The 25182-nt window shown below is 65.5% G+C and carries 23 protein-coding genes; 10 read left to right on the top strand and 13 right to left on the bottom strand.

The window, feature by feature from the left end; genetic code table 11:
• Nucleotides 1-133 precede the first annotated feature (133 nt).
• On the top strand, nt 134-1798 hold the full coding sequence (locus P6U30_RS33425; protein WP_407166973.1) for a mucoidy inhibitor MuiA family protein: 1665 nt from the start codon (nt 134-136) through the stop codon (nt 1796-1798).
• A 307-nt stretch (nt 1799-2105) separates the two neighbouring features.
• Here P6U30_RS33425 and P6U30_RS33420 read toward each other — a convergent pair whose 3' ends face one another.
• Genes P6U30_RS33420 through P6U30_RS33405 form a run of 4 tightly spaced genes read right to left on the bottom strand, consistent with a single transcriptional unit; the run spans nt 2106 to nt 5156 of the window.
• On the bottom strand, nt 2106-2897 hold the full coding sequence (locus P6U30_RS33420) for a heme ABC transporter ATP-binding protein (RefSeq protein WP_407166972.1): 792 nt from the start codon (nt 2895-2897) through the stop codon (nt 2106-2108).
• Nucleotides 2894-3994 (bottom strand): FecCD family ABC transporter permease, encoded by a 1101-nt coding sequence (locus P6U30_RS33415; protein ID WP_407166971.1) that lies wholly within the window; start codon nt 3992-3994, stop codon nt 2894-2896. Before P6U30_RS33415 ends, P6U30_RS33420 begins: the two co-directional genes overlap by 4 nt.
• Nucleotides 3991-4941: a hemin ABC transporter substrate-binding protein gene (locus tag P6U30_RS33410; protein WP_407166970.1), complete on the bottom strand. Its 951-nt coding sequence runs from the start codon at nt 4939-4941 to the stop codon at nt 3991-3993. Before P6U30_RS33410 ends, P6U30_RS33415 begins: the two co-directional genes overlap by 4 nt.
• Nucleotides 4942-4949: 8 nt before the next feature.
• Nucleotides 4950-5156: a hemin uptake protein HemP gene (locus tag P6U30_RS33405; RefSeq protein WP_407170602.1), complete on the bottom strand. Its 207-nt coding sequence runs from the start codon at nt 5154-5156 to the stop codon at nt 4950-4952.
• A gap of 264 nt (nt 5157-5420) precedes the next feature.
• Here P6U30_RS33405 and P6U30_RS33400 point away from each other — a divergent pair, with 264 nt between their 5' ends.
• The 7 genes from P6U30_RS33400 (at nt 5421) to P6U30_RS33370 (ending at nt 12215) form a co-directional block, all read left to right on the top strand.
• Entirely contained in the window at nt 5421-7769 is a 2349-nt protein-coding gene (locus P6U30_RS33400) for a TonB-dependent hemoglobin/transferrin/lactoferrin family receptor (RefSeq protein WP_407166969.1), read from the top strand.
• A 138-nt stretch (nt 7770-7907) separates the two neighbouring features.
• Nucleotides 7908-8243 carry an antibiotic biosynthesis monooxygenase family protein gene (locus P6U30_RS33395; RefSeq protein ID WP_407166968.1) on the top strand — a complete coding sequence of 112 codons (336 nt, stop codon included), beginning with the start codon at nt 7908-7910 and terminating at the stop codon, nt 8241-8243.
• Between the two features lie 11 nt (nt 8244-8254).
• On the top strand, nt 8255-8764 hold the full coding sequence (gene hutX / locus P6U30_RS33390) for a heme utilization cystosolic carrier protein HutX (RefSeq protein ID WP_407166967.1): 510 nt from the start codon (nt 8255-8257) through the stop codon (nt 8762-8764).
• Between the two features lie 86 nt (nt 8765-8850).
• Nucleotides 8851-9579 carry a tonB-system energizer ExbB gene (gene exbB / locus P6U30_RS33385; RefSeq protein WP_407170601.1) on the top strand — a complete coding sequence of 243 codons (729 nt, stop codon included), beginning with the start codon at nt 8851-8853 and terminating at the stop codon, nt 9577-9579.
• Nucleotides 9580-9583: 4 nt separating this feature from the next.
• On the top strand, nt 9584-10027 hold the full coding sequence (gene exbD, locus P6U30_RS33380) for a TonB system transport protein ExbD (RefSeq protein ID WP_407166966.1): 444 nt from the start codon (nt 9584-9586) through the stop codon (nt 10025-10027).
• A gap of 318 nt (nt 10028-10345) precedes the next feature.
• Nucleotides 10346-11287 (top strand): IS110 family transposase, encoded by a 942-nt coding sequence (locus tag P6U30_RS33375; RefSeq protein WP_407166174.1) that lies wholly within the window; start codon nt 10346-10348, stop codon nt 11285-11287.
• 106 nt (nt 11288-11393) lie between these two features.
• Nucleotides 11394-12215 (top strand): TonB family protein, encoded by an 822-nt coding sequence (locus P6U30_RS33370; protein WP_407166965.1) that lies wholly within the window; start codon nt 11394-11396, stop codon nt 12213-12215.
• A gap of 175 nt (nt 12216-12390) precedes the next feature.
• Here P6U30_RS33370 and P6U30_RS33365 read toward each other — a convergent pair whose 3' ends face one another.
• The 4 genes from P6U30_RS33365 to P6U30_RS33350 all read right to left on the bottom strand — a co-directional run bounded on the left by P6U30_RS33365 (nt 12391) and on the right by P6U30_RS33350 (nt 16926).
• On the bottom strand, nt 12391-13287 hold the full coding sequence (locus tag P6U30_RS33365; protein ID WP_407166964.1) for a carbohydrate ABC transporter permease: 897 nt from the start codon (nt 13285-13287) through the stop codon (nt 12391-12393).
• On the bottom strand, nt 13280-14236 hold the full coding sequence (locus P6U30_RS33360) for a carbohydrate ABC transporter permease (RefSeq protein WP_407148730.1): 957 nt from the start codon (nt 14234-14236) through the stop codon (nt 13280-13282). The genes P6U30_RS33365 and P6U30_RS33360 overlap by 8 nt, the downstream gene beginning before the upstream one ends.
• A 159-nt stretch (nt 14237-14395) precedes the next feature.
• Complete coding sequence (locus tag P6U30_RS33355) at nt 14396-15733, bottom strand: ABC transporter substrate-binding protein (protein ID WP_407166963.1); 1338 nt, start codon at nt 15731-15733, stop codon at nt 14396-14398.
• Between the two features lie 149 nt (nt 15734-15882).
• The gene (locus P6U30_RS33350; protein ID WP_407166962.1) at nt 15883-16926 is read right to left on the bottom strand and encodes a C-terminal binding protein; all 1044 of its coding nucleotides are present in this window, start codon (nt 16924-16926) and stop codon (nt 15883-15885) included.
• Nucleotides 16927-17194: 268 nt separating this feature from the next.
• Between P6U30_RS33350 and P6U30_RS33345 the strand changes: the two genes are divergently transcribed.
• The gene (locus tag P6U30_RS33345) at nt 17195-18880 is read left to right on the top strand and encodes a methyl-accepting chemotaxis protein (RefSeq protein ID WP_407166961.1); all 1686 of its coding nucleotides are present in this window, start codon (nt 17195-17197) and stop codon (nt 18878-18880) included.
• A 246-nt stretch (nt 18881-19126) separates the two neighbouring features.
• On the opposite strand, the gene P6U30_RS33340 is transcribed toward P6U30_RS33345, so the two are convergent.
• From P6U30_RS33340 to P6U30_RS33330, 3 genes are all read right to left on the bottom strand, one after another.
• Nucleotides 19127-20074: a DMT family transporter gene (locus P6U30_RS33340; protein WP_407166960.1), complete on the bottom strand. Its 948-nt coding sequence runs from the start codon at nt 20072-20074 to the stop codon at nt 19127-19129.
• A 279-nt stretch (nt 20075-20353) separates the two neighbouring features.
• A complete protein-coding gene (locus P6U30_RS33335) occupies nt 20354-21199 on the bottom strand; it encodes a metal-dependent phosphohydrolase (RefSeq protein ID WP_407166959.1) in 846 nt (281 codons plus the stop codon).
• 133 nt (nt 21200-21332) lie between these two features.
• Nucleotides 21333-21947, bottom strand: coding sequence for a TetR/AcrR family transcriptional regulator (locus tag P6U30_RS33330; RefSeq protein ID WP_407166958.1), 615 nt, complete (start codon nt 21945-21947; stop codon nt 21333-21335).
• Between the two features lie 78 nt (nt 21948-22025).
• Here P6U30_RS33330 and P6U30_RS33325 point away from each other — a divergent pair, with 78 nt between their 5' ends.
• Nucleotides 22026-22430, top strand: a complete 405-nt coding sequence (locus P6U30_RS33325) for a hypothetical protein (protein WP_407166957.1) — start codon at nt 22026-22028, stop codon at nt 22428-22430.
• A 517-nt stretch (nt 22431-22947) separates the two neighbouring features.
• Here P6U30_RS33325 and P6U30_RS33320 read toward each other — a convergent pair.
• Both P6U30_RS33320 and P6U30_RS33315 read right to left on the bottom strand, forming a co-directional pair.
• A complete protein-coding gene (locus P6U30_RS33320; protein WP_407170600.1) occupies nt 22948-24102 on the bottom strand; it encodes an alpha-hydroxy acid oxidase in 1155 nt (384 codons plus the stop codon).
• A gap of 216 nt (nt 24103-24318) precedes the next feature.
• On the bottom strand, nt 24319-25128 hold the full coding sequence (locus tag P6U30_RS33315) for an MlaD family protein (RefSeq protein ID WP_407166956.1): 810 nt from the start codon (nt 25126-25128) through the stop codon (nt 24319-24321).
• Nucleotides 25129-25182 lie beyond the last annotated feature (54 nt).

Raw genomic sequence — 25182 nt, 5'->3', positions numbered from 1 at the left:
CGATCACGCCGCACCGAAACCTCAATCGAACCAGTCGCTTCTTCGTCGCGTCTCACCACGAGCAAGCGTGCTCCGCGACGCCGGCGCACCTTCGCGCCTCGCGTGCCACGCGATGTTTCTCGGAGGGATATCAATGCGATTGATTGCGAATTGTCTGGTGACCACCAGCCTGGTGCTGGTCACTGCCCTGGCGGCCGGGCCGCTCCATGCGGCCGATCTCGACGCGACCTCGAATATCGACGCGGTCACCGTCTATCCGGATGGCGCGAGCGTTACCCGCGTCATCACGCTGGACCTGCCTGCCGGCGACAATACGCTGGTCGCAAAGGATTTCCCGTTGCTGCTCGATCCGTCCTCGTTGCGGGTCGAAGGTGAGGCGGCTGCGAGGCTGTCGATCGGTGCGATCGACACGCGCGAGCCGCGTAAGATCGCGCCGGCCGACTTGCCGGAGATCGACAAGCGCATCGAGGCGCTGAAGGATGAACGCGCCGATCTGCAGGGCACGATTGCGGCCGCCGAGGCGCGGCGCAAATTCGCGACCCGCTTTGCCGAGGCCTCGCCGGCCGGCCTCGGCGAGAAGGGCGAGGCGCGCCCGGTCAGTGAATGGCGCGCCGCATTTGCGGCCGTCGCGGACGAAGTCGCAACCGCTGACAGCACGATCCGTGACGCCAAGCGCAAGCAACGCGACATCGATCGCGAGGTCGCGCGGCTCGAAGCCGACCGCGCCGCCAAGCCGCCGAGCAAGCTCGAGGTTCGGATCGACGTCGCTTCCACGGCCGCGACCAGGGCGACGCTGCGGGTGACCTATTCGGTGCCCAACGCCCGCTGGATCCCACTCTATGACGCTCGTCTCGACACCGGCGCAAGGGATCGCAAGCCGGCGATGGAGCTGGTGCGCCGCGCCGAGATCACGCAAGCGACCGGGGAGGACTGGTCGAACGTCACGCTCGGCGTCTCCACCGTCCGCGTCGCGCGCGGCGGCAGCGCACCGGACCTCAATTCGCTGATCGTGCAGTATCCGTTACCACCGCGACCGATCGCGGCAGCCAAGGCATTGGACAGCATGCAGCGCTCGGCGCTTGCGCCGGCACCGGAGGTCGAGCAGGGCGAGGCCTCGCTCGGCAAGCATGCCGAGGAGCGCGAGGCGACCGCCGAGATCGGTGCCTTCCAGGCTACCTTCAGGATTCCAGGACGCGTCAGTGTTGCGGCAAATGAGAGTGCAAAAAGCTTGCGGATCTCGACGGCTGTGATCGTGCCGGATCTTGCGATCCGCGCCGTCCCGGTGATCGATCCCACCGCGTTCCTCGAGGCGAGCTTTGTGCAGAGCGACGACGCGCCGCTGCTGCCGGGGCGGGTGTCGATCTACCGTGACGGCATCTTCGTCGGCCGGGGCCGGATGACGGCGACCGCGAAGGACGAGACGGTGCGGCTCGGCTTCGGCGCCGACGACAAGGTCAAGATCGAGCGTACGGTGGTGAAGCGCAACGAGGGCTCCGCCGGGCTGATCGTGACGACGTCGAAGACCGACGAGCGTGCGTTCAAGACCACGGTGCGCAACGGTCACGATTTCCCGGTCAAGGTCGCGGTCCTCGATCAATTGCCGGTCAGCGAGACCAACGACATCGTGGTCGAGATGTTGCCGTCGAGCACGCCCGCGACCACCACCAATCTGCGCGACAAGCGCGGCGTGCTGGAATGGGCGTTCGAGGCCAAGCCCGGTGAGGTCAGAGACATCAATTTCGCCTGGCGGATGCGCTGGCCGAAGGACAAGGGCGTCGTGATGGTGCCGGCAGGCTAATGCGGGATTGGATTAGGTTGGATCGGCTCGCGGCGGCTTCGGTTGACCTCTCCCCGTCGGGGAGAGGTCGGATTGCATCGTCAGATGCAATCCGGGTGAGGGCCCTTGCGCTCTCGATAGACCATAACCCCTCACCCGATTTGCTGCGCAAATCGACCTCTCCCAAGGGAGAGGTGATCTCCGCCGCTGTTTCAGATCAAGCTAATCCCACCATGCTCTAGCGCTGGATGACAGGCTTCGCGGCGAAGCGACCCATCCCACCGCGAGCGGAGAAACGGCGAAAGCCTTTCCGCTGGACCGTGATGGACTAGATCGGCCGCATGGTTTGCGGCAGCAGGAACGGCACGCCGTGGTCGGTGTGCTGGATTGTCGCGTCGATCTCGAAGATCTGCCTGATCGTCTCGGGCCGCATCACGGTGGCGCGGTCGCCGTCGATGGCGAGGCGGCCGCGATGCAGCAGCAGGATGCGGTCGGCGAATCGCATTGCGAGATTGAGGTCGTGCAGGATCGCGATCACAGTGGTGCCGCGCTGCGCGCGTCGCCGCGCGATCTCGACAAGATCGAGCTGGTGCCGCAAATCGAGACTTGAGGTCGGCTCATCCAATAGCAACAGGCCGGGGCCGTGCCTTGCTTCACCACAGGCGAGCTGCACCAGCACGCGGGCGAAATGCGCGCGCTGCTGCTCGCCGCCGGACAGCGTCGGCAGTTGCCGGGCGCGGAAATGCGTCAGGCCCACTTCGTCCAGCACGGCCTCGACCAGCCCGCGAGCCGCGGCGCGCGGGCTCTCGCCGGCGCCCATGGTGACGATTTCCTCGACCGTGAACGGAAAGCTGACGTTGACGTGCTGCGACAGCATAGCGCGATGCTGCGCGAGCGCGCGCGGCCCGTAGGCGTGGATGTCGCGCTGCTTGAGGCGGACCGTCCCCCGCGACGGGCGGAGGTCGCCGGACAGCATGCGCAGCAGGGTCGACTTGCCGGCCCCGTTGGGACCTGCGATCGCGACCATCTCGCCGGCGCCGATCTGCAGCGATACCGCATCGACCAGGGTCGCGCCGCCGACTGCGATCGACACCGCCTGCGCCTCGAGCAGGTCGGTCACAGCGAGATCAATCCGCGCTGGCGCAGCAGCATCGCGAGGAAGAATGGCGCCCCGATCGCCGCGGTCAGAATGCCGATCGGCATCTCCGCCGGCGCGACGACGGTACGTGCCACCGTATCGGCGCCGACCAGCAGGATCGCGCCCGAAAGCGCGGAGGCCGGAAGCAGCAGACGATGCGACGGCCCGATCACGAGCCGCAACAGATGCGGCACCACGATGCCGACGAAGCCGACCACGCCACAGACCGAGACCGCGACGCCGGTCATCGCCGACACCAGCACGATCGCGATCCGCTTCAGCCGTTCGACGTCGACACCGCTGTGAAATGCCTCGGCTTCACCGAGCACCAGCACATCGAGCCCGCGTGCGATCGCGAGGCATGCGACAACAGCGATCGCCAGCACCGGCGCCAGTATCGTGACCTTGGCCCAGGTCGCGCCGCTCAGTGATCCCAGCAGCCAGAACGTGATGTCGCGGAGCTGGCGATCATCGGCCGCGAACACCAGCAGCCCGATGCCGGCATTGGCGATCGCGGCGATCGCAAGGCCCGCCAGCAGGAAGATCGCAATCGAGGTCCGCCCGCCGCGGCTGGCGATGGCATAGAGGATCATGGTCGTGAGCAGTGAGCCGCCGAACGCTGCGATCGGCAATAGCTGGTTTTGCAGGACGCGCAGGGCCTCGCCGAGCTGGCTGTCGGTGAATACGATCGCCGCGGCGGCGGCAAGGGCTCCGCCCGAGGAGACACCGACCAGCGCCGGATCGGCGAGCGGATTGCGGAACAGGCCCTGCATGACCGCGCCGGAGAGAGCGAGCAGCCCGCCGATCATCGCGGCCGCCGCGATCCGCGGGATCCGGATCGACCACAGCACGAGCTGGTCGCGTGCGACGAGCGGGTTGGTGCCGTCGTCGATCCACAGGCCGAGCGCCGCGGGCAGCCGCGCCAGCGGAATGCCTGCGGCACCGACGGTTAGTGCGACCAGGGCGGTGCCGGCCAGGGCGGCGAGCAGGCAAGCAAGCGTGAGCGAGGCCGCAGGCCGCAGCGCAGCGCCGACCCGGCGTTTCGTCCCGTGCGGACGGCCTTCGGCCAGCACGCTCATTGCCGGCAGTTGGCCGTCAGGACGACGGGCTTGAAGGTCTCGCCCTGCGGCGCCAGCTCTGGATAGAGCTTGAGTGAGAGATCGCGCGCCGCCGCGGCAGTGCGCGGCCCGAAGCCGAGCAGGTAAAGCCCTTCCATCGAGACGAAGGTCTTGTTGGCAGCGACCGGCGTCAGCGCGAAGGCCGGATGGCCGAAGATCGATTGGGCGCTGAGCGAGTCTTTGCCGCGGTCGATCGAGAGCACGACATCGGGTTTCGCCGCCACGATGGCTTCGTCGTTGATCGGCTTGTAGCCGTCAAAGCCGTCGATCGCGTTGACGGCACCGGCGAGCTGGATGATCTCGTCCGCGGCGGTGTTGCGACCTGCGGCCATGGCACGGCCGTTCAACAACGACATCACGAACATCACGCGCACCGGCTTCGTCACCTTGGCGCGCAGCGCACGCAGTTGCGCGAGATCGGTCTCCACCGCTGCGGCCAGGCAGGCGGCGCGCCGATCGGCAGCCATGGCATGCCCGACTACCTTGATCTTCTCGACGAGCCCAGCCTCGGAGAACGTCTCGGGCACCAGCACCAGCGGCACCTTGGCAGCCTCCAGCACGTCGATGGTCTCCTTCGGACCGGAGCCCTGCGCCGCCAGCACCAGCGTCGGGTGAAGCCCGAGCACACCCTCGGGCGACAACTGGCGCATGTAGCCGACGTCGGGCTTCTCGCGCAGCGCAGTCGGGGGATAGAGGCTGGTCGAGTCGATGCCGGCAATGCGGTCCTCGAAACCGAGCGCATAGAGGATCTCGGTGATCGCGCCGCCGATCGAGACGATCCGCGAGGGGTCGTCGATCACGACGTCGCGGTCGCGGGCGTCGTGCACGGTGAGACCCTCGGCGGTCGCCATCTCCGGTGACAGCAGGCAGCAGAGCGTGAGCAGGGCGAGCGTGCGGCAAATTGTCATCGTTGATGTCACTTGGTGAGGATCAGCTTGTTCTGCGACGTCAGCCGCAATCGGTAATTCTCTTCGCCATGCGCGATGATGATCTCGCGCTCGGCGGCAAACAGGTCGCGGCTGTCGATGCGATTTCCGCGCATGATCAGGGTTTTAGCTGCGCTCGAAGCGTTTTCCGTAGGCCTTCCGGCCGCGCCGCTGTTGTCTCCGGAAGCTGCCGACATTGTCCTGGTGCTGCGCCTTCGAATTTTTGGGGATGATGTATGTTTGTATAAGCGGGCCAAGGCGCATTCCAACGGCCGCACTTTACAATCGATGTAAACAGCGTCGCCGCATTCTTGACCGCTTTGTTGCCGGCACGTAACCAATCGTCACACGATGCGGGCGGGTGGCCCGCATCGCAATGACATCGTTAGCCAGCAAGCCGCTCGCACGTTGCCGAGCGCACGCCAGCCAAACCAACAAGCGATCATCGGGCTGGGGCTGGTATGGCTGACGGGGCTAGGTATTCGCGCGCCCTGATTGTGGGCGCGTCAATGTTTTCATTTGCGGCAACCATGTCGGAGGGCAGTCTTGCCCAGACCGCTGATCCGTCGGCCGCGCGGCCCGCGCCGGCGCTGCCCAAGCAGGCGAAGCGCAAGCCGGCGAAGCCGCCGGCCGAGCAGCAGGCCGCGTCTTCACCCATCAATGCACGGGCGCAGATCGGCGCGGTGCCGGTGCAATCGCTCGACACCATCACGGCGGTTGCGAACAAGACCGATGAGCGCGCGATCGATACGCTGGCGCCGGTGAGCGTCGTGACGCTGGAGAAGATTCAGGGCCTGCAGCCGAACCGGCTGTCCGACATCTTCTATAATGTGCCTGGCGTCTCGGTCCAGGAGCGCGGCGACGATCCGTCGACCGTGATCAACATCCGCGGCCTGCAGGACTTCGGCCGTGTCGCCGTGGTCGTCGACGGCGCGCGGCAGAACTATCAGCGCACCGGCCACAACGCCAACGGCTCGTTCTTCCTCGATCCCGAGTTGATCGGCGGCGTCGATGTGGTGCGCGGCCCGACCGCGAACATCAACGGCTCCGGCGCGATCGGCGGCGTGGTCTCGTTCCGTACCAAGGATATCGACGATGTGCTGCGTCCGGGCGAGCGCTGGGGCGTCGACATGTCGGGCTCCTACGGCACCAACCGGGATCGCGGCATGGGCTCGGTGTTCGGCGGAGTGCGGGTCGATCCCAATGTCGACGTGTTCGGCGGCGCCGTCTATCGCACCCAGGGCAATTACAAGGACGGCTCGGGCACTGAGATCGGCAACACCGGCAACGAGATCGCCGGCGGCCTGATGAAGGTGACAGTCCGTCCGGCCGAAGGTCACGAGATCAAGCTCGGCGGCGTGTTCCAGGATTATCAGTATGACATCGGCCAGTTCAATCGCGGCCCGGTGCTGACCGCGGCGCAGCGCGCGCTGTACCAGGGCTCGTCGGTCTACGCATCCGACGTTAGGAACTACACGGGTACGCTGAGCTGGAAATACTCCAGGCCGGACGACATGCTGTTCGACTGGAACATCTCGGTCTACGGCAATCGCACCGACAACGACCAGACCAAGACCTACCACTACAGCACGTCTGGATCGGCCTATTGCGGGGCGGGCATTGCCGGCAACAACATCTCCGGCTGCGTCGGCGACAAGCGCGGCTATTCGCTCGATACGGTCGGCCTCGACGTCAACAACACCTCGCGCTTCGACATCGGCGAGTGGCGCAACGCCGTCACCTACGGCTTCGATGCCTTCCGCGACGACGTCCAGACCTTCGATGGCCGCGGCAACTCCAACATCACGACTCCCGGCGGGCAGCGCACGGTGTCCGGCGGCTTCGTTCAGTTGAAGCAGAACTATTCGAGCTGGCTCGAAATCGTCAGCGCCGTCAGGTACGACCGCTACGATCTCAGTTCCTTCAACACCTCGACCAGCGGCGATCGCTTCTCGCCGAAGATCACGGTCGGCGTTACGCCGGTCGCGGGCTTCACGCCCTATGTCAGCTACGCCGAGGGCTATCGCGCGCCGTCGATCACCGAGACGCTGATTGCCGGCGGCCACGCGACCGGCGGCGGCCCGGCGTTCTTTGTCTGCCCCGACGGCACCAGCGGCCTGTTCTGCTTCCTGCCGAATCCCGGCCTGCGGCCCGAGGTCGGCAAGAACAAGGAAGCCGGCGTCAACCTGAAGTATGACGGCATCTTCTCCGCCGGCGATACGTTCCGCGGCAAGATCAACGTGTTCCGCAACGATGTCGACGGCTATATCGATCTGGTCGCCTCGACGCCGACCCCGGTGCCGCCGTTCGGCTCCTTCAGCCAGTTCTACCAATACCAGAACATCGCGCATGCCCGCATCGAGGGCATCGAGGCCGAGACGATGTACGACGCCGGCACCTGGTTCCTTGGTCTCAGTGGTCACCTGATGCGGGGCAAGAACACCCAGACCAATATCGGTCTCGCCACGATCACGCCGCGCAAGGTGACGACGACGGCGGGCGTGCGCCTGCTCGACCGCACGTTGACGATCGCGGCGCAGTGGTCGTCATTCGGCGCCAACAACGATCTTCCGGCGGGCTATCTGCCCTCGACGGCCTATGAGCTCGTCAATCTCTATCTGACCTGGAACGCCACCAAGGACATCACCTTCACGGCGTCGGTCGACAACCTGTTGAACCAGTACTACCGGCCCTACGCGATCCCGGGCAGTTCGACCGACGGCACCACGCAGAACGACGTGTTGTTCTCGAGCCCTGGTCCGGGCACCGTCTACAAGGCCGGGCTGAAGATTCACCTCGGTGGAGCGTGACGCGACGAGCCGATCCTTCCATCCAGGTTGCTCCGGCCGCGCTGGTGCCCCCAGCGCGGCCTTGGCGTGTTCATGTTATCAACGAGATCAACCGGCAGGATCGCCAGAGGCGTCCGCCGCAAACAGGAGAACTCTTTCATGTTCATCGCAATGAACCGGTTTCAGGTGAAGAAGGGCTCGGAGGAAGCCTTCGAGACGGTCTGGAAGACCCGTGAATCCTATCTCGGCGATCTGCCGGGCTTCATCGAGTTTCACCTGGTGAAGGGCCCGGAGGCCGAAGACCACACGCTCTATGCGACCCACACGGTATGGGCGGACAAGGCCGCGTTCGAGGCCTGGACCAAGTCGGAGGCGTTCCGCCGCGCCCATTCCCGCGCCGGCAACGAGACCGGCGGCAGCCTCTATCTCGGCCATCCCAAGTTCGAGGGATTCGAGGTGCTGATTACCGAGCGCAGGAAGGGCGCCGCAGCGTGACGGAGGCATCGATGCTCTCGACCGAGCTCGCCGACCTCAAGGCGTATATGGCCGATAATCCCGGCGCGGTGATCGAGGACGTCGCGCGCGAGCGCAAGGTCACGCCGCGTACGGTGCTCGAGGCGCTGCCGGACAGCATGGTGCAATTCGGCGCCGGCGAATTCGCAGCCGCGATGCAGGATATCGCAGAATGGGGCGAGGTGACGCTGATCGTGCACACCGAGGATGCGATCTTCGAGTTCACCGGAGCAATTCCGAAAGGTGAGGTCGGCCGCGGTTACTTCAACCTGATGCAGCCGAAAGGCCTGCACGGCCATCTTCGTCACGAGCGCTGCGCGGCGATCGCCTTCGTCGAACGTCCGTTCATGGGCAAGACGTCGGCATTCATCGCCTTCATCAATTCGGCCGGCGGCATCATGTTCAAGGTGTTCGTCGGCCGCGACGATACGCGCGCGCTGCGCGGTGACCAGCTCCGGCGCTTCCACGCGCTGGCGGATCGGCTGGCGCCAAGAATGGGCTGATAACTGGATAGGGACGGGAGGCGATCATGTCGCAGCGATGGCTCGGGCGAAGCATCTGGACGGTGCCAGTCGCCGTGCTCGGCGTCATGCCACCTGATGTGAGCGACGCTGCGACCGACACCGCGCTGCTGCCGCGCAACCTCTCGCCCTGGGGCATGTTCCAGAGCGCCGACATCGTGGTGAAGGCCGTGATGATCGGGCTCGCCTTCGCCTCCCTCGTCACCTGGACGATCTGGCTCGCCAAGACCGTCGAGATCAGACGCAAGACCGCGATCGCCAGGCAGTGGATCGGCCTGCTCGAGCGCGACACCCGGCTTATCGAGGTCGAGCAGGCGAGCCGCGACGGCAGCGACGCGGTGGCGCAGATCATCCGGTCCGCGGCGCGCGAGGCGACGCTCTCCGGCGGCCTGTTCGATGATGGCCTCAAGGAGCGCATCGCGCTCCGGCTCGAACGGGTTGAAGCGGCGATGTCGCGGCAGATCGCGCGGGGCACGGGCGTGCTCGCCACGATCGGCGCCACCGCGCCGTTCGTCGGCCTGTTCGGCACGGTCTGGGGCATCATGAACGCCTTCATCGGCATCTCCGAGGCCCACACCACCAACCTCGCGGTGGTCACACCGGGCATCGCGGAAGCGTTGCTCGCCACCGCGCTCGGCCTGATCGCGGCGATCCCCGCGGTCGTGATCTACAACCATCTGACGCGGGTGATCGCGGCGCATCGCGCGCTGCTCGGCGATGCCTCCGCGATGGTGATGCTGCTGGTCAGCCGGGAGGGCGATCGCAGCCTGCTTCGGCTGGCGCACGCGGCGGAGTAGGGAGATGGGCGCCAAGCTCGGCTCCAGCGGCGCGCTCGGTGGCCGGCGCCGCGACGACGATCTCGTCGAGGCGCATGAGATCAACGTCACGCCGTTCATCGACGTGATGCTGGTGCTGCTCATCATCTTCATGGTGGTAGCGCCGCTCGCCACCGTCGATCTCGGCGTCGACCTGCCCGCCAGCACCGCCGAGCCGCAGCCGCGGCCGGACAAGCCGGTGTTCGTCACCGTGAAGCCGGATCTCTCGGTCGCGGTCGGCGAGGACGTCATCGCGCGCGATGCGCTGACAATGACACTCGACGGCGCCACTCACGGCAACCGGGACGAGCGCATCTTCCTGCGTGCCGACAAGGCGGTCAGCTACGGCGACCTGATGGAGGTGATGAACCTGCTGCGCAACGCAGGCTATCTCAAGATCGCGCTGGTCGGTCTCGACGGGCGAAGCTGATGTCGATGAAGGGAAACGGCTGTCGTCTCGGAAGTCCACCTCTCCCCTTGTGGGAGAGGTCGGATCGCATCGCGAGATGCGATCCGGGTGAGGGGTTGCGCTCCCTCATGGGACTAGAGGCCCCTTGTATCTGCACGGCCATGATTTGTGCGATGGAAGCGACTTGCGCTTTGGCCGGTGGCCACCGGCCAAAGCGCGTGGCGATGTCGCCCGTTTGCCCCTCCGGCTACAACCGTGGGTGAGCTCTGGGATCTTCGCCATGTCACGCACGACCGAACAGTCGCTTGAGTTCCGATCGCATGGACAAGGCAGGTTACCGTGAAGAAGACGATTTGTGGAGTGGACGTTTCGAAGGCCAGGCTCGATGCCTGTATCGAACCCGGACAACGGTTTGCGAGCTTCGATAATGATGCCGCAGGCATTGCCAAGCTGGCCGCGTTCTGTCGCGAGCACGCCGTCACGTTGGCGGTGATGGAGGCCAGTGGCGGTTACGAGCGAGGGGTGTTCGTCGGGCTCTGGGAGGAGGGGATCAGTTGCGCGCTGACCAATCCCCGCAGCGTCCGGCGCTATGCCGAGGCGATGGGCATTCTGGAGAAGACCGACCGGATCGATTCCTCGGTGATTGCCCGCTTCGCCCATGCCAAGAACTTGGCAGCGACCCCGCTGCCAAGCGAAGCCCAGCAGCGGCTGAAGGCCCTGGTGACAAGGCTCAGACAGGTCACCGACGATCTGACCGTCCAGAAGCAGCGCCGCGCCAGCATGTTCGACAACGGCGAGATGCGTGCGAGCATTGACGAGGTGATCGTCCTGCTGAAGCGCCAATCCCTCTCGCTCGAAGGGGAGATCGCTTCGATGATCGATGACGACCCGCTGTGGGCAAAGCTCGCCGAGACCTGGCGCGAGATGAAGGGCGTTGCCGGACGGACCGTCGCCCGCCTCCATGCCGAGCTGCCGGAGATCGGCACGGTGTCCAACAAGGCCATTGCCAAGCTTGCCGGTCTCGCCCCGATCGCCAATGACAGTGGCAAGCGCAAGGGTAAGCGACCCACCCGCGGCGGCCGCGCCGGCGTCCGCTCCATCCTCTTCCTCGTCGCGGCCATCGCCGCCCGCTACGACAACAGCCTCGGCGAGTTCCGCGACCGGCTGCTCAAGGCTGGCAAGGAGAAAATGGTCGTGCGCATTGCGCTCGCCCGCAAGCTCCTGGTCCGCCTCAACGCCAAAGCACGCGATGCGCGTGCCGCTTACCCCAATGCAACTTGACAATCCAGATAGTCGCTCACCCGGCGCTTCGCGCCGACCTCTCCCCGATGGGGAGAGGTGATGCGGGCGGATCCTCCGATTCCAATAATGACGATCACTGCGCGCCATGAACGCCTTTGCGCTGCACGACACGGGCGATGAGGCTGGGTTGCGTTGCTGGGGCCTCTCGGCCGTGGCGATCCTCGCGATACACGCGGCAGTCATCGCGCTCGGCCTGAGCTGGGCCTCCGCGCCGCCGCCGGGCGTCGCGGTGCCGACTGTCCTGGTGGACCTGACGCCGATCACTTCCTCACCCGAGATCACGCCCGCAGAGGTGCCGCCAGGCCCCGTCATGCAGGAGGCGGATGCCGCGCCGCCGGAGCCCGTGGCCGCGCAGGCCGTACAGGAGCAGATTGCGCCGACACCGCCGCAGGACAAGCCCGACGTGGTCGCGCCGCCGGCGCCGACGCAGCAGGCTTCGCCGCCGAAGGTGGAGCCCGCGAAGGTCATTCCCGAGCAGAAACCGGCACCGGTGAAGCCGAAGGTGGTTCGCCGCGAGGCCAAGCATCCGTCGGATTCTGTGCCCGCGCCGCGCACCAGTGCGCCGTCGCGCGCCGAGCGTCGGGCGCCGATGGCGTCATCGATCAGCGCAGGTGCATCCGCATCGGCAGTCGCCGCCTACAACCAGCGCGTCCGCGCGCATCTGATGCGCTTCCACTCCTATCCGCCCGGCAGCAATGGCCAGCGCGGCGTGGTCCATTTGAGCTTCACGTTGGGACGCGGCGGACAGGTGCTGTCGAGCCGCCTCAGCGGCTCTTCCGGCAATGTGACCTTCGACGCACGTGCACTGGCGATGGTTCGCCAGGCCCAGCCGTTTCCGGCGTTTCCGACGGAGATCACCCAGGGCACGATGATCTTCAGCGTGCCGGTCGCCTTTGTGCCGAGGTAGTGCGGATCTACTCGGTCTGCGCAATCCCTCTCACCGTCACCCTGAGGAGGCTGCGAAGCGGCCGTCTCGAAGGGCGACGGCCCGACTGCGGCCGTGCATGCTTCGAGGCTCGCTTCGCTCGCACCTCAGCATGACGAAGATGGAGTGTGCCCGCTCCGATCTGATGACCGCTTGGCTACTCCTTCACCGCGCCGGTCAGCGACGACACGTAGTAGTCGACGAACAGCGAGTAGAACAGCGCCACCGGCAGCGAGCCGAGCAGCGAGCCCGCCATCAGCGCGCCCCACTGATAGACGTCGCCGGTGATCAACTCGGTCAGGATCGCGACCGGCACGGTCTTGTTGGCGCCGCTCTGGATGAAGGCGAGCGCGTAAATGAACTCGTTCCAGGACAGCGTGAAGGAGAAGATGCCGGCCGAGATCAGGCCGGGCACCGCGAGCGGCAGCGTGATCCGCCGCAGGATCTGCAGCCGGGTTGCGCCGTCGACCAGCGCGCACTCCTCGAGCTCGTAGGGGATCGACTTGAAATAGCCGATCAGAAGCCAGGTGCAGAACGGCACCAGGAAGGTCGGATAGACCAGGATCAGCGCCATCGGCGAGTCGAACAGGCCGAACTGCACGATCACGGTGGCGAGCGGAATGAACAGGATCGACGGCGGCACCAGATACGCAAGGTAGATACCGAGGCCGACATAGGGGCTGCCGCGGAAGCGCAGCCGCTCGATCGCGTAAGCGGCGAGCGTCGAGGCGAACAGCGACAGGAAGGTCGAGCCGATCGCGACCACCATCGTCGTCTTCAGCCAGCGCGGATAATCGGTCTCGAACAGCAGATGCTTGATATGCGCGAGCGTCGGCGAGGTGATCCAGAATGGGTTGTGCTCCTTGTAGTTCAGCAGCTCCGCGTTGGGTTTGAACGAGGTGATCGCCATCCAGTAGAACGGAAACAGCAGGATCACGACGAAGCAGGCCAGCGGCAGATAGATCATCACCGCCCGCCGCGCGCGGGAATCCCATGCCATCGTGTCGGGCGTGGCCTTGCCGACGTTGCTCGATTGGGCTGCGACGTCAGTCATTGGCTTCTCCCTGCTGCCATTTGCGGCGTGCGAGGCCGAAGTAGCTGAACAGCGTCGCGAACACGAGGAACGGGATCATCGACACCGCGATCGCTGCGCCCTCGCCGAGCTCGCCGCCGGCGATACCGCGCTGGAACGCCAGCGTTGCGAGCAGGTGGGTCGAATTGACCGGACCGCCGCGGGTGATGGCGTAGACGAGCTGGAAATCGGTGAAGGTGAAGATGATGGAGAACGTCATCACGATCGCCAGGATCGGCATCATCATCGGGAAGGTGATGTAGCGGAAGCGCTGCCAGGCGGTGGCGCCGTCGAGCATCGCGGCCTCATAGAGCGAAGGCGAGATGGTCTGCAATCCCGCCAGCAGCGAGATCGCGACGAACGGGATGCCGCGCCAGATATTGGCCGCGATCAGCGAGAACCGCGCCGGCCAGGGCGAGCCGAGGAAATCGACATTGGTGGTGCGCCAATGCAGTACGTCGACGAGAACGTAGGAGATGATCGAGAATTGCGGATCGTAGATCCACCAGAAGGCCAGCGCCGACAGCACGGTCGGCACGATCCACGGCAGCAGCACGATGGCGCGGATCAGGCTCTTGAGCGGGAAGTGATTGTTGAGCAGCAGCGCCAGCCAGAAGCCGAGCGCGAACTTTCCGAAGGTCGCGACCGCGGTGTAGAAAATGCTGTAGAACACCGCGCTCCACCACAAGGGATCGCTCAGCAGGTACTGGAAGTTCTCCAGCCCCACATAGACGCCGCCGCGGCCGATCGTGGTGTCGGTGAAGGCGAGCCAGATGCCGAGGCCGAGCGGATAGGTCAGGAACACCGCGAGCAGGCCGATCGCGGGCGTGAGGCACACCACGACCAGGAATGGTTTATAATCGAACAGGCGCATCAGCCAGTTCGGCTGGCGCAGCGCCATTCCTCGCGATGGCAGGGTCGTTACAGACATTGAATACTCGTGCGCTGTCGTCATTGCGAGGAGCCAACGGGTCCGGCCGCTGGCCGGCCCGACGATAAACTCCGCTGACGAAGCAATCCATTCCTCCTTTGCGGCGCTATGGATTGCTTCGCTTCGCTCGCAATGACGGTTGATCCAGGTGTGCTCAGCTCAGCGGCGGAAGTATCGCTTGGCCCGCCGCTCGGCTTCCGCCGCGGCGGCTTCCGGCGTTGCTGCGTCGGTTGCGACCGATGCGCACATCTGCACCAGGACGTAGTCGGCGTTGACGGCGCCGGTCGCGGTCGAGATCGGCCCCTTATAGCCGTTGTAATAGGGGCTCTTCATCGTGTCCTTGAAGATCGCGACCTTGGGATCGCTCGACCACACCGCGGCGTCGGCATAGGCCGCCAGCGGCTGCGACCAGTAGCCGGAGTTGGCGTTGAGCCACGGCTCGTATTGCTCGTGTTCGAGCATGAATTGCAGGAACGCCTTCGCCGCGTTGGGGTACTTGCTGTGCTTGAACACCATCGCATTCAGGGTCAGGCCCGACATCGGCGAGGTCTGCGCCAGCCCCTTGATCAGGAACTGATGCTCGGTGTCGTCGGCGATCGCCTTGGTCGCGGGATCGTTCTTCAGCGAGAAGTACAGCGAGACGCCATTGGCGGTCAGGCCGATCTCTTGCGACGAGTAGGCGCGGTTGTTGGAGACATCGTTCCAAGACGGCGTGCCGGCAATGAAGGTCGGATAGATCTCCTTCAGGTATTTCAGCGCGGCGATCGTTTCCTTGCTGTTGATGATGATATTGCCTTCCTCATCCAGCAGCGCGGCGTTGTGCGACCACAACAGCCAGTTGGCGAAGCCGTTGCCGTCGCCGACGGCGTTGCCGAGCGCGAAGCCGGCGGGCTTGCCGGCCGCCTTCAGCTTCTTGCAGAGCTCGAGGAAGCCGGCGTGGTCTTCCGGCACCTTGTCGAAGCCGGCGGCGTTGACCAGCGACTTGCGGTAGACGAGGGGGCCGCCGGAGGCGCCGAACGGCAGCCCGATCCAGGTCTTGGACTTCGAACGCATGCCGTAGCGCCGCGCCAGCGCCAGCCAGCCGCCATAGCGCTTGTCGAGATAGTCGGCGACATCGGTCAGCTCGACCAGCTTGTCGACATAGATGTGCGGTGCGTCGCCGAAGCCGATGATCATGTCGGGGCCGGCGCCGGAGTTCGAGGTGACGGCGGTCTGCTGGTTGATGTCCTCCCAGCCGACGAAATCGACCTTGATCTCGACGCCGGTCTTGTCGGTGAATTTCTTGGCATTGGCGCGGAACACGTCCTCGTCGGCCTGGACGAAGCGCACCGGCCGCAGCATCCGCAAGGACGCGCCCTTCTCGATCGGCAGCGACGGCGCCGCCGCGTCGGCGGCCTTCACCTTCGACGCATCCTGCGCCGACGCGCCGGTCGCGACCAGTGCTGCGGCGGAAACCCCCAGCGCCAAGGCGTCGCGGCGCGTAATCTCGGTCTTCATCTCGTTTCTCTCCTTGTTCTTATGTTTCCCTCCCGGCGTTGGCCACCAGTGAAGGTTCTCATTCGTTCCGGCGCGCCCTCGCGCAAGCCCGAGCCCGTCCCGTACGCGAATGCGGGATGGCTGGTCGCGCGACGGCGCTTCGACGCCGCCTAGCTGTTTGGACCGCGATCCATGCTGACAGGCTGCCAGCGGCGCAGCGCGGTGTTCTGCAGCACCGACGGGTTGACGCAGCTTACCGGCCACATGCCTTGCAGCACTAGTGACAATTCGTAGCCCACCCGACGCTTGCGCGCCTCGTCAAAACGTGCCGAGGCCGAGGCGACATGGGCGGTCAAGGTAACATTGTCCATCCCGAGCATCGGGTTGTTGTGCGACGGCGGCTCCTTTTCCAGCACGTCGAGCGCGGCGTGGGCGATCCAGCCCTCCTGCAACGCCTTGATCAGCGACTCCTCGTCGACGGTGGCGCCGCGCCCGGTGTTGATGAAGATGGCCGATTTTTTCATCTGGCGGAAATGCTTCTCGGTCAGCATGTGATGCACCTCGGGCCTGGCGGGGGCATGCATCGAGACGAAATCCGATTGTGACAGCACCTCCGACAGCGTCGCCGGTATCACGCCGTGGTCATACATCAGCGTTTCCTGGATGAATGGATCGTAGGCCATCATCCGCAAGCCGAACGGAGCGGCGCGTTTCGCCACCGCGCGCGCAACCCGGCCGAACGAAATGAAGCCGAGCGTCTGCCCCATCAGACGGGGAATCTTCAACAGTGCCGGGCGGCCTTCGGCCCAGCGGCCGGAGCGCACCATCTTGTCCTGCTCGATCAGGCGGCGGAAGCCGGCGAGCAGCAGCATCATGGCATGGTCGGCGACTTCCTCGATGAAGGTGTCGGGGATGTTGGTGACGGGGATGCCGCGGGCGGTCGCTGCCTTCACGTCGACCGAGTCGACGCCGACGCTGCCGAGCGTGATCACCTTGCAGTTCTCCAGCGCGTCGATGATCGCTTTGGTGATCGGCATGCCCTTGGCGTAGATCGCATCGGCGGTCTTGGCCGCGGCGATGAATTCCGCCTCGTTGGCCGGAGCCTCGACGATCTCGGCGCCGATCGGATCGAGCGCCTCCTTTTCATAGTCGTAGCCGCCGCCGGCGACCGTGAAGCTCGCGCCCTTCGGCGTGACCACTCTGAATTTCGACATTGCGTGCTCCCGATGTGAGTCTTCTGTTCTTTTGTTGCTCGTTGTTCTTGCTTGGCTTCTTGCTTGGGCCACGGCCTTGCGCCGCCGCCATTTACGTCTATGCGACTTGAGTGGCTCTCCAGTGGCTCCTCCACAATTGCCGGTTGGTCCGCGCTCTGGTCTCCGGGCTACTACGGGGAACCTCCGTAACCAACGGGTAAAGGCTCTCATATTACGGTGTGCGGAATCAATCCACCAATCGCGCTGCGTTTCCCGCCCGGAGATCCCCGTGAAGCTGTCAAATCTGAAGATCACCCCCAAGCTCGGCATTCTGGTGGGGGTGACGCTCCTTGGTCTGTGCACGGCAGGCATCCTCGCCGGCTACCTCATGCAGCGTGAGATGGTGAACGCGCGTTTCGAGCAGAGCAAGGCGATCGCCGAAATGGCGCGCAACATGGCGATCGGGCTGCAGAAGCAGGTCGATGCGGGCCAACTGACCAAGGACGCGGCGATCGCCGAGTTCGGCCGTCGCGGTAACACGCTGAGCTATGACAACGGCTCGGGCTATGTGTTTGCCTATACGATGGAAGGCGTCACGGTTCTTGCTCCGGACCCGAAGCAGATCGGGCAGAATCGCCTCGATGTTGAAACCAACGGCCGCAAGCTGGCGCGCGAGTTGCGCGACGGCGTGGCCGCCAAGGGCGATGTCACCTTGCGCTACGAATATATGAAGCCGGGCCAGGAAGAGCCGATCCGCAAGCTGTCCTACGCGGTCGCGATCCCCGGCTGGAACATGTTCGTCGGCACCGGCGTCTATCTCGACGATCTCGACACCAAGATGCGGCCGATCATCTGGCTGCTCGGCCTCGCGATCGTCGGCATCGGCATCATCTCGGGATCGGCTGCCTGGCTGATCGGCCGCAGCATTTCCCGGCCGCTGAACCTGCTCGGCGCCCGGATGCGCGACATCGCGGACGGCAAGCTCGACGGCGAGATTCCCGGTGTCAGCCGCAGCGACGAGGTCGGCGCGATGGCGGCGACCGTGCAGATCTTCAAGGACAACGCGGTCAAGATCCGCGACCTCGAGCAGGCCGAGGCCGCGAGTCAGGCCCGCGCCGCCGCCGATCGCCGCTCCACGATGGAAAACATCGCCGACGATTTCGAGCGCAGCGTGAATGGTATCGTCCGCTCGGTCGCCTCAGCCGCCGCCGGCATGCAGACCACCGCGCAATCGATGACCGCGACGGCGAGCGATGCCAGCGCGCGTGCCGCGACCGTCGGTGCGGCGTCCGACAGCGCATCCAACAATGTCGGTACCGTCGCCGCCGCGGCCGAAGAACTGTCCAGCTCGGTTGCCGAGATCGCCCGCCAGGTGGCTCGCTCCAGCGAGGTCGCCAGCCAGGCGGTGGCCGATGCCGAACGCACCAACGCGACCGTGCAGGCGCTCTCCACGGGAGCCGAGAAGATCGGCGAGGTGGTCAAGCTGATCCACTCCATCGCGGCCCAGACCAATCTGCTCGCGCTCAACGCCACCATCGAGGCGGCGCGCGCCGGCGAATCCGGCCGCGGCTTTGCGGTGGTCGCCTCCGAGGTGAAGGCGCTTGCCAACCAGACCGCGAAGGCCACCGAGGAAATCTCCGCCCAGGTCGCGGCGATGCAGGCCTCCACCGGCGAGGCGGTGACCTCGATCGGCGGCATCACCGCGACCATCGCCCAGATGAGCGAGATCACCGTCTCTATCTCGGCCGCGATCGACCAGCAGGGCGACGCGACCCGCGAGATCGCGCGCAACATCCAGCAAGTCGCGGCCGGCTCCAGCGAGATCTCGGCGCATATCGGCGGCGTCACCACCGCAGCCGCGGCGACCGGCACCGCGGCCAGCGACGTGCTGTCGAACGCCCGCGAGCTCGACACCCAGTCCGGCATGCTGCGCAACGCGGTCGACGAATTCCTGCAGAAGGTCCGCGCGGCGTAAAACGATCGCGTAGGGTGGATCGGCGAACTTAGCGCGTGATGGGATTAGCTTGATCTGAAACAGCGGCGGAGGTCACCTCTCCCTTGGGAGAGGTCGATTTGCGCAGCAAATCGGGTGAGGGGTTACGGTCTATCGAGAGCGCGAAGCCCCTCACCCGGATCGCATCTGACGATGCAATCCGACTCCCCGACGGGGAGAGGTCGACCGAAACCGCCGTGACTCGATTCAACTTAACCCCATCCCGCTTTAGCGCTTGGCCGATGCCTGCCGCGAGGCGATCACGACGCCGGCGAGCACCAGCGCGTAGCCGATCAGGTGAAACAGCGCGAGCGTCTCGCCGAGCAGCAGGATCGCCATCGCCGAGCCGAACACCGGCACCAGGTGGAAGAACGGCGCGGCGCGGTTCGGGCCGATCAGCGCGATGCCGCGGTTGAAGAACAGATAAGCGAGGGTGGACGGAAAGATCAGCACAAAGCCGAGCGTCGCCATGGTCAGAAGGTCGAACTGCAGCCGCGCGCCGCTTGCGAACTCCCAGGATGCGAACGGCAGCAGCAATAGTGCGCCGCAGCAGGTGGTGAACGAGATCAGCGAGAGCTGATGGATCCTCGGCCGGCGCGGGATCAGCGCCGAATAGAGCCCGAACGACACCAGCGAGGAGCCGAACATGATGTCGCCCCTGTTGAAGCTGATGCTGGCGAGCGCGGAGAAGTCGCCGCGCAGGATGATGGTGAGCACGCCGGCCAGCGAGATCGCGATGCCGGCGAGCTGCGCCGGCGTCAGCCGGACGCCGAACAGGATCAGCGACCACAGCGCCACGAAGAGGGGCCCAGCCGACTGGATCAGGAGCGCATTCAGCGCCTCGGTATACTGCATCGCCCAATAGGAGATCGCGTTGTTGAACGCGAAGCCGGTCGCCGACAGCAGCAGCATCAGCGGCAGCGCGCCGCGCAGCTTCGGCCAGTCCTGCTTGAGATGCGGCCAGGCGAACGGCAGCAGGATCAGGAAGACGCCGGTCCAGCGAATCGTGGTCAGCGTGATCGGCGGCACATGGCTGCCGACATGGCGCGCCAGCACGATGTTGGCGGCCCAGAACAGCGACGTCAGGCTGAGCAGCAGATAGGGCTGGTTGTTGAGCCAGCGCAACGGCGAGCGATGAACGGGAGGAGCGGCGGGCAAAGCGCGGAGGTCGGCCATTATTGGCTGATGTTGTGCCCGAATCTGGCGCTGCGGCAAGACGAAAGAGCGGATTGGTGCCATGCGCGGCGCGTCTCAATCTGTCCGGCTGCTGCCCGATCATTGATGTCATCATCGCGAGAGACGCCATCGGACCGTGCGAACGTAATCCCGTCATCCTGAGGAGCGCGTAGCGCGTCTCGAAGGATGCACGGCCCCAGTCGGGCCGTTGCCCTTCGAGACGGCCGCTGCGCGGCCTCCTCAGGGTGACGGGGCCATGTTCTTCTGCCCAGTGCCTGCCTATTTCTGCGGCCCCGACAGCGAGATGTCGCGCTCGGCGCGGAAGACGTTGCCGTAGAGATTGGCAATCCATTGCCGTCCGGCCGAGGTGATGTTGAGGTGGCGGATCGCCTTCTGGACATGCGGCGCGACGCTATCCCAGTAGAACTGGGGATAGAGATTGACGAGGTCGGCCGGCGAATTGTAGCCGAGCTCGCGGTTCAGCCCGGCCTCCTCGAACTCCAGGTAGAGCGCGTTGGCCTTGCGGATGTAGTTGGGATCGCCGAGCTGCCCGATCAGGTCGGCGGCGCGCAGCAATGCGGCATCCTCGTCGAATGCTCCGTTGTCGTTCGGGGCGCTCAACGGAAAGCGCGTGCCCTCGATGGCGTGTGCGATCCGTCCCCGGTCGAGCTGGGCGATGCCCTTGATCCGCTCCGTCACGAACATCTTGGAGCGGTCGACGTGATAGGGCATCAACGCGGCATCCGATGCGCCGCGCGGCAGCACGACCTTGCGTCCGTCGGCGGCGATCAGATAGCCGTCCGCGTCGTCGGCCTCGAACAACCCGCGCACATAGCCGATGTCGTGCATGAGGCAGGCGATGATGACATGGGCATAGTCCTCTGCGGTCATGTGCGAATGCAGTGCCCGCCCGCGCAGGATGTCGTGGCCGGCCAGCGTCACCAGCATGGTGTGCTCGACATTGTGAAAGAGCGCATCGCTGTTGCCGATGCATTCGATCGCGATCCGCGCGATCGAGGGCACCGTCTCGACAAGCTGGGTCTGCGACGTGCCGAACCGGCGCTGCATGTACTCGCCGAGGAATTTGCCGAGAGCGTCGGCCGCAAGTTCGGGAAGGGTCATCATGGCCCTGACCTCCGCGTTCGCACCGCCTGCAAGCAGGGGCCGCCCCATTCTAGCGTAGCGCCGCCATATGACATAATCTTTGCGGCTGGATCGCGGCCCGGTCCGAACTCGCAATGACGGGTGGGGCAGGCGCTCAGGTCGACGGGTTTGACAGCGGCGCGACCGCAGCGTGGCAAGCGCGCTGCACCAGCCGGCAGGCGTCATCTCTCGACCGCCCCGCGCTGAGCGAGGCGAAGGTCGGATAGCTCGTCAGCGTGAAGAGCAGGTCGGCTGCATCCTTGCGGATCTGTGGTGAAGCGCCCTTCTTGGCCATGCGGTCGACCAGCGTCGTGAAGATCTTGCGGCGGCGCTCGTTGCGGTCACGCACGGCCTCGGCGAATTCGGGATCGGTCACCATCGCGTCATGCAGCCGGCCGACCGCCGAGTCCCGGCTCCAGAACGCGCAGAAGATTTCGACCAGGCGGTCGAGCGCGGCGCGCGGATCGGCCATCGCCATGGCGTCTGCGAGCCCATGCAGCCCGCCCGCTTTCGCGATCTCGTCGAACACCGCCTCCAACAACCCGCGCCGCGAGCCGAACTGGTTGTAGACGGTCAGCCGCGTCACGCCGGCCGCCTTCGCCACCACGTCCAGCGAGAACCGGGCGATGTTTTCCCCGCGCAGCGTTCGCGCCGCCGCCTCGATCACGCGATCGCGCGTCTCGGCGGCGGCCGCGTTGCGCACCGAACTCACATAGCTGCGCGGCGGCATTCGCTTGCCTTGCTTTCGTCGAATTGACTATACATTATGTATAACTAATTTCCAGAGCCTTGTTGTGGGAGCGACATCATGCAGACCGTCCTGATCATAGCGCTGTCCCTTCATATTCTGTCATCGGTGTTTTGGGCCGGGTCGAGCTTCACCCTGGCGCGCACCGGCGGCCTCGGCGGCGAAAAGCTGTTGGTCCCGCAGATCGGCGCCGCCACGGTGGCGATCGTGACCGGCGCCACGCTGTGGCGTCTGGTTCACGAAGGCTCGTTCGCGCTGTCCGAGCAGATCTTGGCGGGCGGAGCGATCGCAGCGCTCGCCGCGGTCGTGGTGCAGATCATCCTCGGTGGCGGTGCTGTGAGGCAGTTGCGCAATGCCGCGGGCGACGCGTCAGCGGCACGTTCGCGCCTCGCGGTCGCCCAGCGCATCGCAGCCGGGCTGCTCGCCATCACCGCGCTCTGCATGGGCGCGGCACGCTATGCCTGATCTTGTCTGATGCCTGATCTTGTCTTGCCTCTCCCGCTCGCGGGCAGGGCTATTGCATATGAGATGGGAGGGGCAACGACACCGGCAGTCGACTCCCTCTCCCGCTTGCGGGGGAGGGCTGGGGTGGGGGCTCTCTCCACGAGTCACATCGTGGAAAGAGCCCCCGCCCCCACCCGCCGCGCGCTACGCGCGCGTCGGCCTCCCCCGCAAGCGGGAGAGGCAAACGAAGCCGGCGGACCGCCTCTGCAAATGTCATGTGCGATTGTCCTGCGCTCGCTGGGAGATCGCTAGGCCCGAAGGGCGCAGCGGGCAGGGGCTGCCTTCAATGACGTCTCGCAAGGGCGGGCAGCGGGGCTTGTATGACTTCGGAATATTAGAAATTTATACCTGATTTGCCCGACAGGTCAAGCTGCCTTGTCGAACGCCGGCAGCCGGCCGCTCCTTTGCATGGGGTTGTTTTCGATATTTTGGCCGCGCGCACCTGCGGTGGCGAGCTCCTCCACCACCGTACGCCTCTCTAAAACTTCCGCACCAGATCGGGCGTGATCTCCTTCAGGCTGCGGATGCCGAGCAGGGCGAGGTCGCGGTCGATCTCGGCGTGCAGCAGCGAGATCGCGCGTGCCACACCGGCCTCGCCTGCGACCACAGCGGCGTAGAGGAACGGGCGGCCGACCCACACGAAGTCGGCGCCGAGCGCCAGCGCCTTGATCACGTCGGTACCGCGGCGGATGCCGCCGTCCACCATCACGGTCATATCGCCCTTCTGTGCCGCGATCTCCGGCAGCGTGCGCAATGCGGAGACCGTGTAGTCGAGCTGCCGGCCGCCATGGTTGGAGACCATCACCCCGTCGCAGCCGTGCTCGCGCGCCAGCCGCGCATCCTCCGGCGAGATAAGTCCCTTGACCACAAGCTTGCCCGGCCAGCGCTTGCGGATCAGCTCGACATGCTTCCAGGCGAGCTGGTCGCGGTTGCCGATATTGCGCATCAGGTTCTTGGAGAGCACCGGCGGACCCTGCTTGGCGTCCATGTTCTCGAAATGCGGCATGCCGTGGTTGAATACCGTGCGCGCCCACGTGTTCAGCAGCCAGTCCGGATGCGTGACGGTGTCCCAGAAGACCCGCGGCGTGATCGCAAGCGGCACCTGGAAGCCGTTGCGGATGTTGTTCTCGCGGTTCGGCGGCACCGGCACGTCGGCGGTGACGACGAAGGTGTCGTAGCCCGCGGCCGCGACGCGATCGACCAGCGGCTCGATGCGCGCGTCGACGCCGGCGAGATAGGCCTGGTACCAGGCCTGAGGATTGGCGGCGCGGACCTCCTCCAGCGTGATCAGCGACGACGCCGACAGGATCATCGGCACGTTGGCCGCAGCAGCGGCGCGCGTCAGCACGATGTCGCCGCGATAGGCGCAGAGCGCCGACGAACCCATCGGCGGAATGCCGAACGGCGAGGCGTAGGTCTTGCCGAACAGCGTCGTGGTCTGGTCGCGGGCGGAGACGTCCTTCAGCACCCGCGGCACGAAGCCGTATTCGTCGAATGCCTTGCGATTGTCGGTGCGCGCCGCGTCGGTCTCGGCGCCGCCGGAGATGTAGCCGTAGAGGAATTTCGGCAGCAGCCGGCGCGCTTGCGGCTCGAAATCGTCGAGCGTGAGATAGCGTCGCAGATGTCTCGGCACGGCGCTCGTGGCGCGGGTCACGGTGACGGGAGGTGGAGAGGGCGCGGTGGTCCGATCGTGCACGTTGGGCGTTTCCGTTGTTCTTGGTTCTTGATGGCGCAGCCTAGCGCATCATCCGGAACAGTGTGAAGCGGTTTTCCCCGCGGCAAACGCGGGAGCGTTTGCACGGAGATCATGCGCAAACAAAGCGCGATGACGATGCAGTCTCATCGCGCTTCAGCGCCTGCCGCCGGGCCCGACAAATCTCTCGTTGAACTTGTTGACGGACTGGCTGACGTCGCCGAGCGTCCTGCGGGTCTCGGCGATGAAGACGCCGGACTTCTTGTCGAAGCTCTGGATCAGCTCGCGCAGCGAGATCACGGTCGGCAGCAGCTTGCCGCCGTATTTCTCGCTGCCGAGGCTGTTGATGAACTTGTCGGTGGCGGTGATCTTGTCGTCGACCGCGTTGACGCCGGTCTCGGCGGCATCGACGAAGCTCGTGACCAGTTCGCCGTTGCCGGACAGCGAGCTGGTGAAGTTCTCGAAGCCTTGCAGCGTGTCCTTGACCGCGGCCTCGTTCTCGATGATGGCACGGTCGACGTTGCCAAGCGCGCGGCGCAGCTTTTCCGGCACGCCCATCGTGCCTTCGGGATCGGCGGTCAGCTCCGGAATGCCGTCCGCGCCACGGTCCGGCGGAGGCGCGGCGTCGGTGCCGCCGGTGAAGGAGATCGCGGCAATCCCGGTCAGGCCCTGGAATTCGAGGCCGACCTCGGTGTCCTTCTTGATCGGCGCGTCGTTCTCGATCCGCGTCATCGCGACCACGCGGTGGTGGTCGAGCCTGATCGAGACCACCTCGCCGATCCGCACGCCGGCAAAGTTCACGCTGCCGCCCCGGCGCAGACCGGAGGCCGAGCCCTCGAAGATCACGCGGAACGGCACTTGCCGCTTGATGCCGGCATAGCGCTGATAGCCGAGCCAGCCGACCAGCGAGCCCGCGATCAAGGCGAGCGTCAGGGTGCCGATCATCACATTGCTGGCGCGCGCCATTGTTCAAGACCTGTTCGCAAAGCGGGCCTAGAGATAGCGGATTTCCGGCCGATA

Origin of the sequence: Bradyrhizobium sp. ORS 111, from assembly GCF_045571485.1 — a bacterium.
Classification (GTDB): Bacteria; Pseudomonadota; Alphaproteobacteria; order Rhizobiales; family Xanthobacteraceae; genus Bradyrhizobium.
Note: the sequence above shows the minus strand (reverse complement) of the source record. Positions and strands in the feature narration are given on the sequence as shown.

Coding starts and splice junctions, on each gene's coding strand:
- P6U30_RS33425 (WP_407166973.1), top strand. CDS start 134: ATGCGATTGATTGCGAATTGTCTGGTGACCACCAGCCTGGTGCTGGTC.
- P6U30_RS33415 (WP_407166971.1), bottom strand. CDS start 3,994: ATGAGCGTGCTGGCCGAAGGCCGTCCGCACGGGACGAAACGCCGGGTC.
- P6U30_RS33410 (WP_407166970.1), bottom strand. CDS start 4,941: ATGACAATTTGCCGCACGCTCGCCCTGCTCACGCTCTGCTGCCTGCTG.
- P6U30_RS33405 (WP_407170602.1), bottom strand. CDS start 5,156: ATGTCGGCAGCTTCCGGAGACAACAGCGGCGCGGCCGGAAGGCCTACG.
- P6U30_RS33400 (WP_407166969.1), top strand. CDS start 5,421: ATGGCTGACGGGGCTAGGTATTCGCGCGCCCTGATTGTGGGCGCGTCA.
- P6U30_RS33395 (WP_407166968.1), top strand. CDS start 7,908: ATGTTCATCGCAATGAACCGGTTTCAGGTGAAGAAGGGCTCGGAGGAA.
- hutX (WP_407166967.1), top strand. CDS start 8,255: ATGCTCTCGACCGAGCTCGCCGACCTCAAGGCGTATATGGCCGATAAT.
- exbB (WP_407170601.1), top strand. CDS start 8,851: ATGCCACCTGATGTGAGCGACGCTGCGACCGACACCGCGCTGCTGCCG.
- exbD (WP_407166966.1), top strand. CDS start 9,584: ATGGGCGCCAAGCTCGGCTCCAGCGGCGCGCTCGGTGGCCGGCGCCGC.
- P6U30_RS33370 (WP_407166965.1), top strand. CDS start 11,394: ATGAACGCCTTTGCGCTGCACGACACGGGCGATGAGGCTGGGTTGCGT.
- P6U30_RS33365 (WP_407166964.1), bottom strand. CDS start 13,287: ATGACTGACGTCGCAGCCCAATCGAGCAACGTCGGCAAGGCCACGCCC.
- P6U30_RS33360 (WP_407148730.1), bottom strand. CDS start 14,236: ATGTCTGTAACGACCCTGCCATCGCGAGGAATGGCGCTGCGCCAGCCG.
- P6U30_RS33355 (WP_407166963.1), bottom strand. CDS start 15,733: ATGAAGACCGAGATTACGCGCCGCGACGCCTTGGCGCTGGGGGTTTCC.
- P6U30_RS33350 (WP_407166962.1), bottom strand. CDS start 16,926: ATGTCGAAATTCAGAGTGGTCACGCCGAAGGGCGCGAGCTTCACGGTC.
- P6U30_RS33340 (WP_407166960.1), bottom strand. CDS start 20,074: ATGGCCGACCTCCGCGCTTTGCCCGCCGCTCCTCCCGTTCATCGCTCG.
- P6U30_RS33335 (WP_407166959.1), bottom strand. CDS start 21,199: ATGATGACCCTTCCCGAACTTGCGGCCGACGCTCTCGGCAAATTCCTC.
- P6U30_RS33330 (WP_407166958.1), bottom strand. CDS start 21,947: ATGCCGCCGCGCAGCTATGTGAGTTCGGTGCGCAACGCGGCCGCCGCC.
- P6U30_RS33325 (WP_407166957.1), top strand. CDS start 22,026: ATGCAGACCGTCCTGATCATAGCGCTGTCCCTTCATATTCTGTCATCG.
- P6U30_RS33315 (WP_407166956.1), bottom strand. CDS start 25,128: ATGGCGCGCGCCAGCAATGTGATGATCGGCACCCTGACGCTCGCCTTG.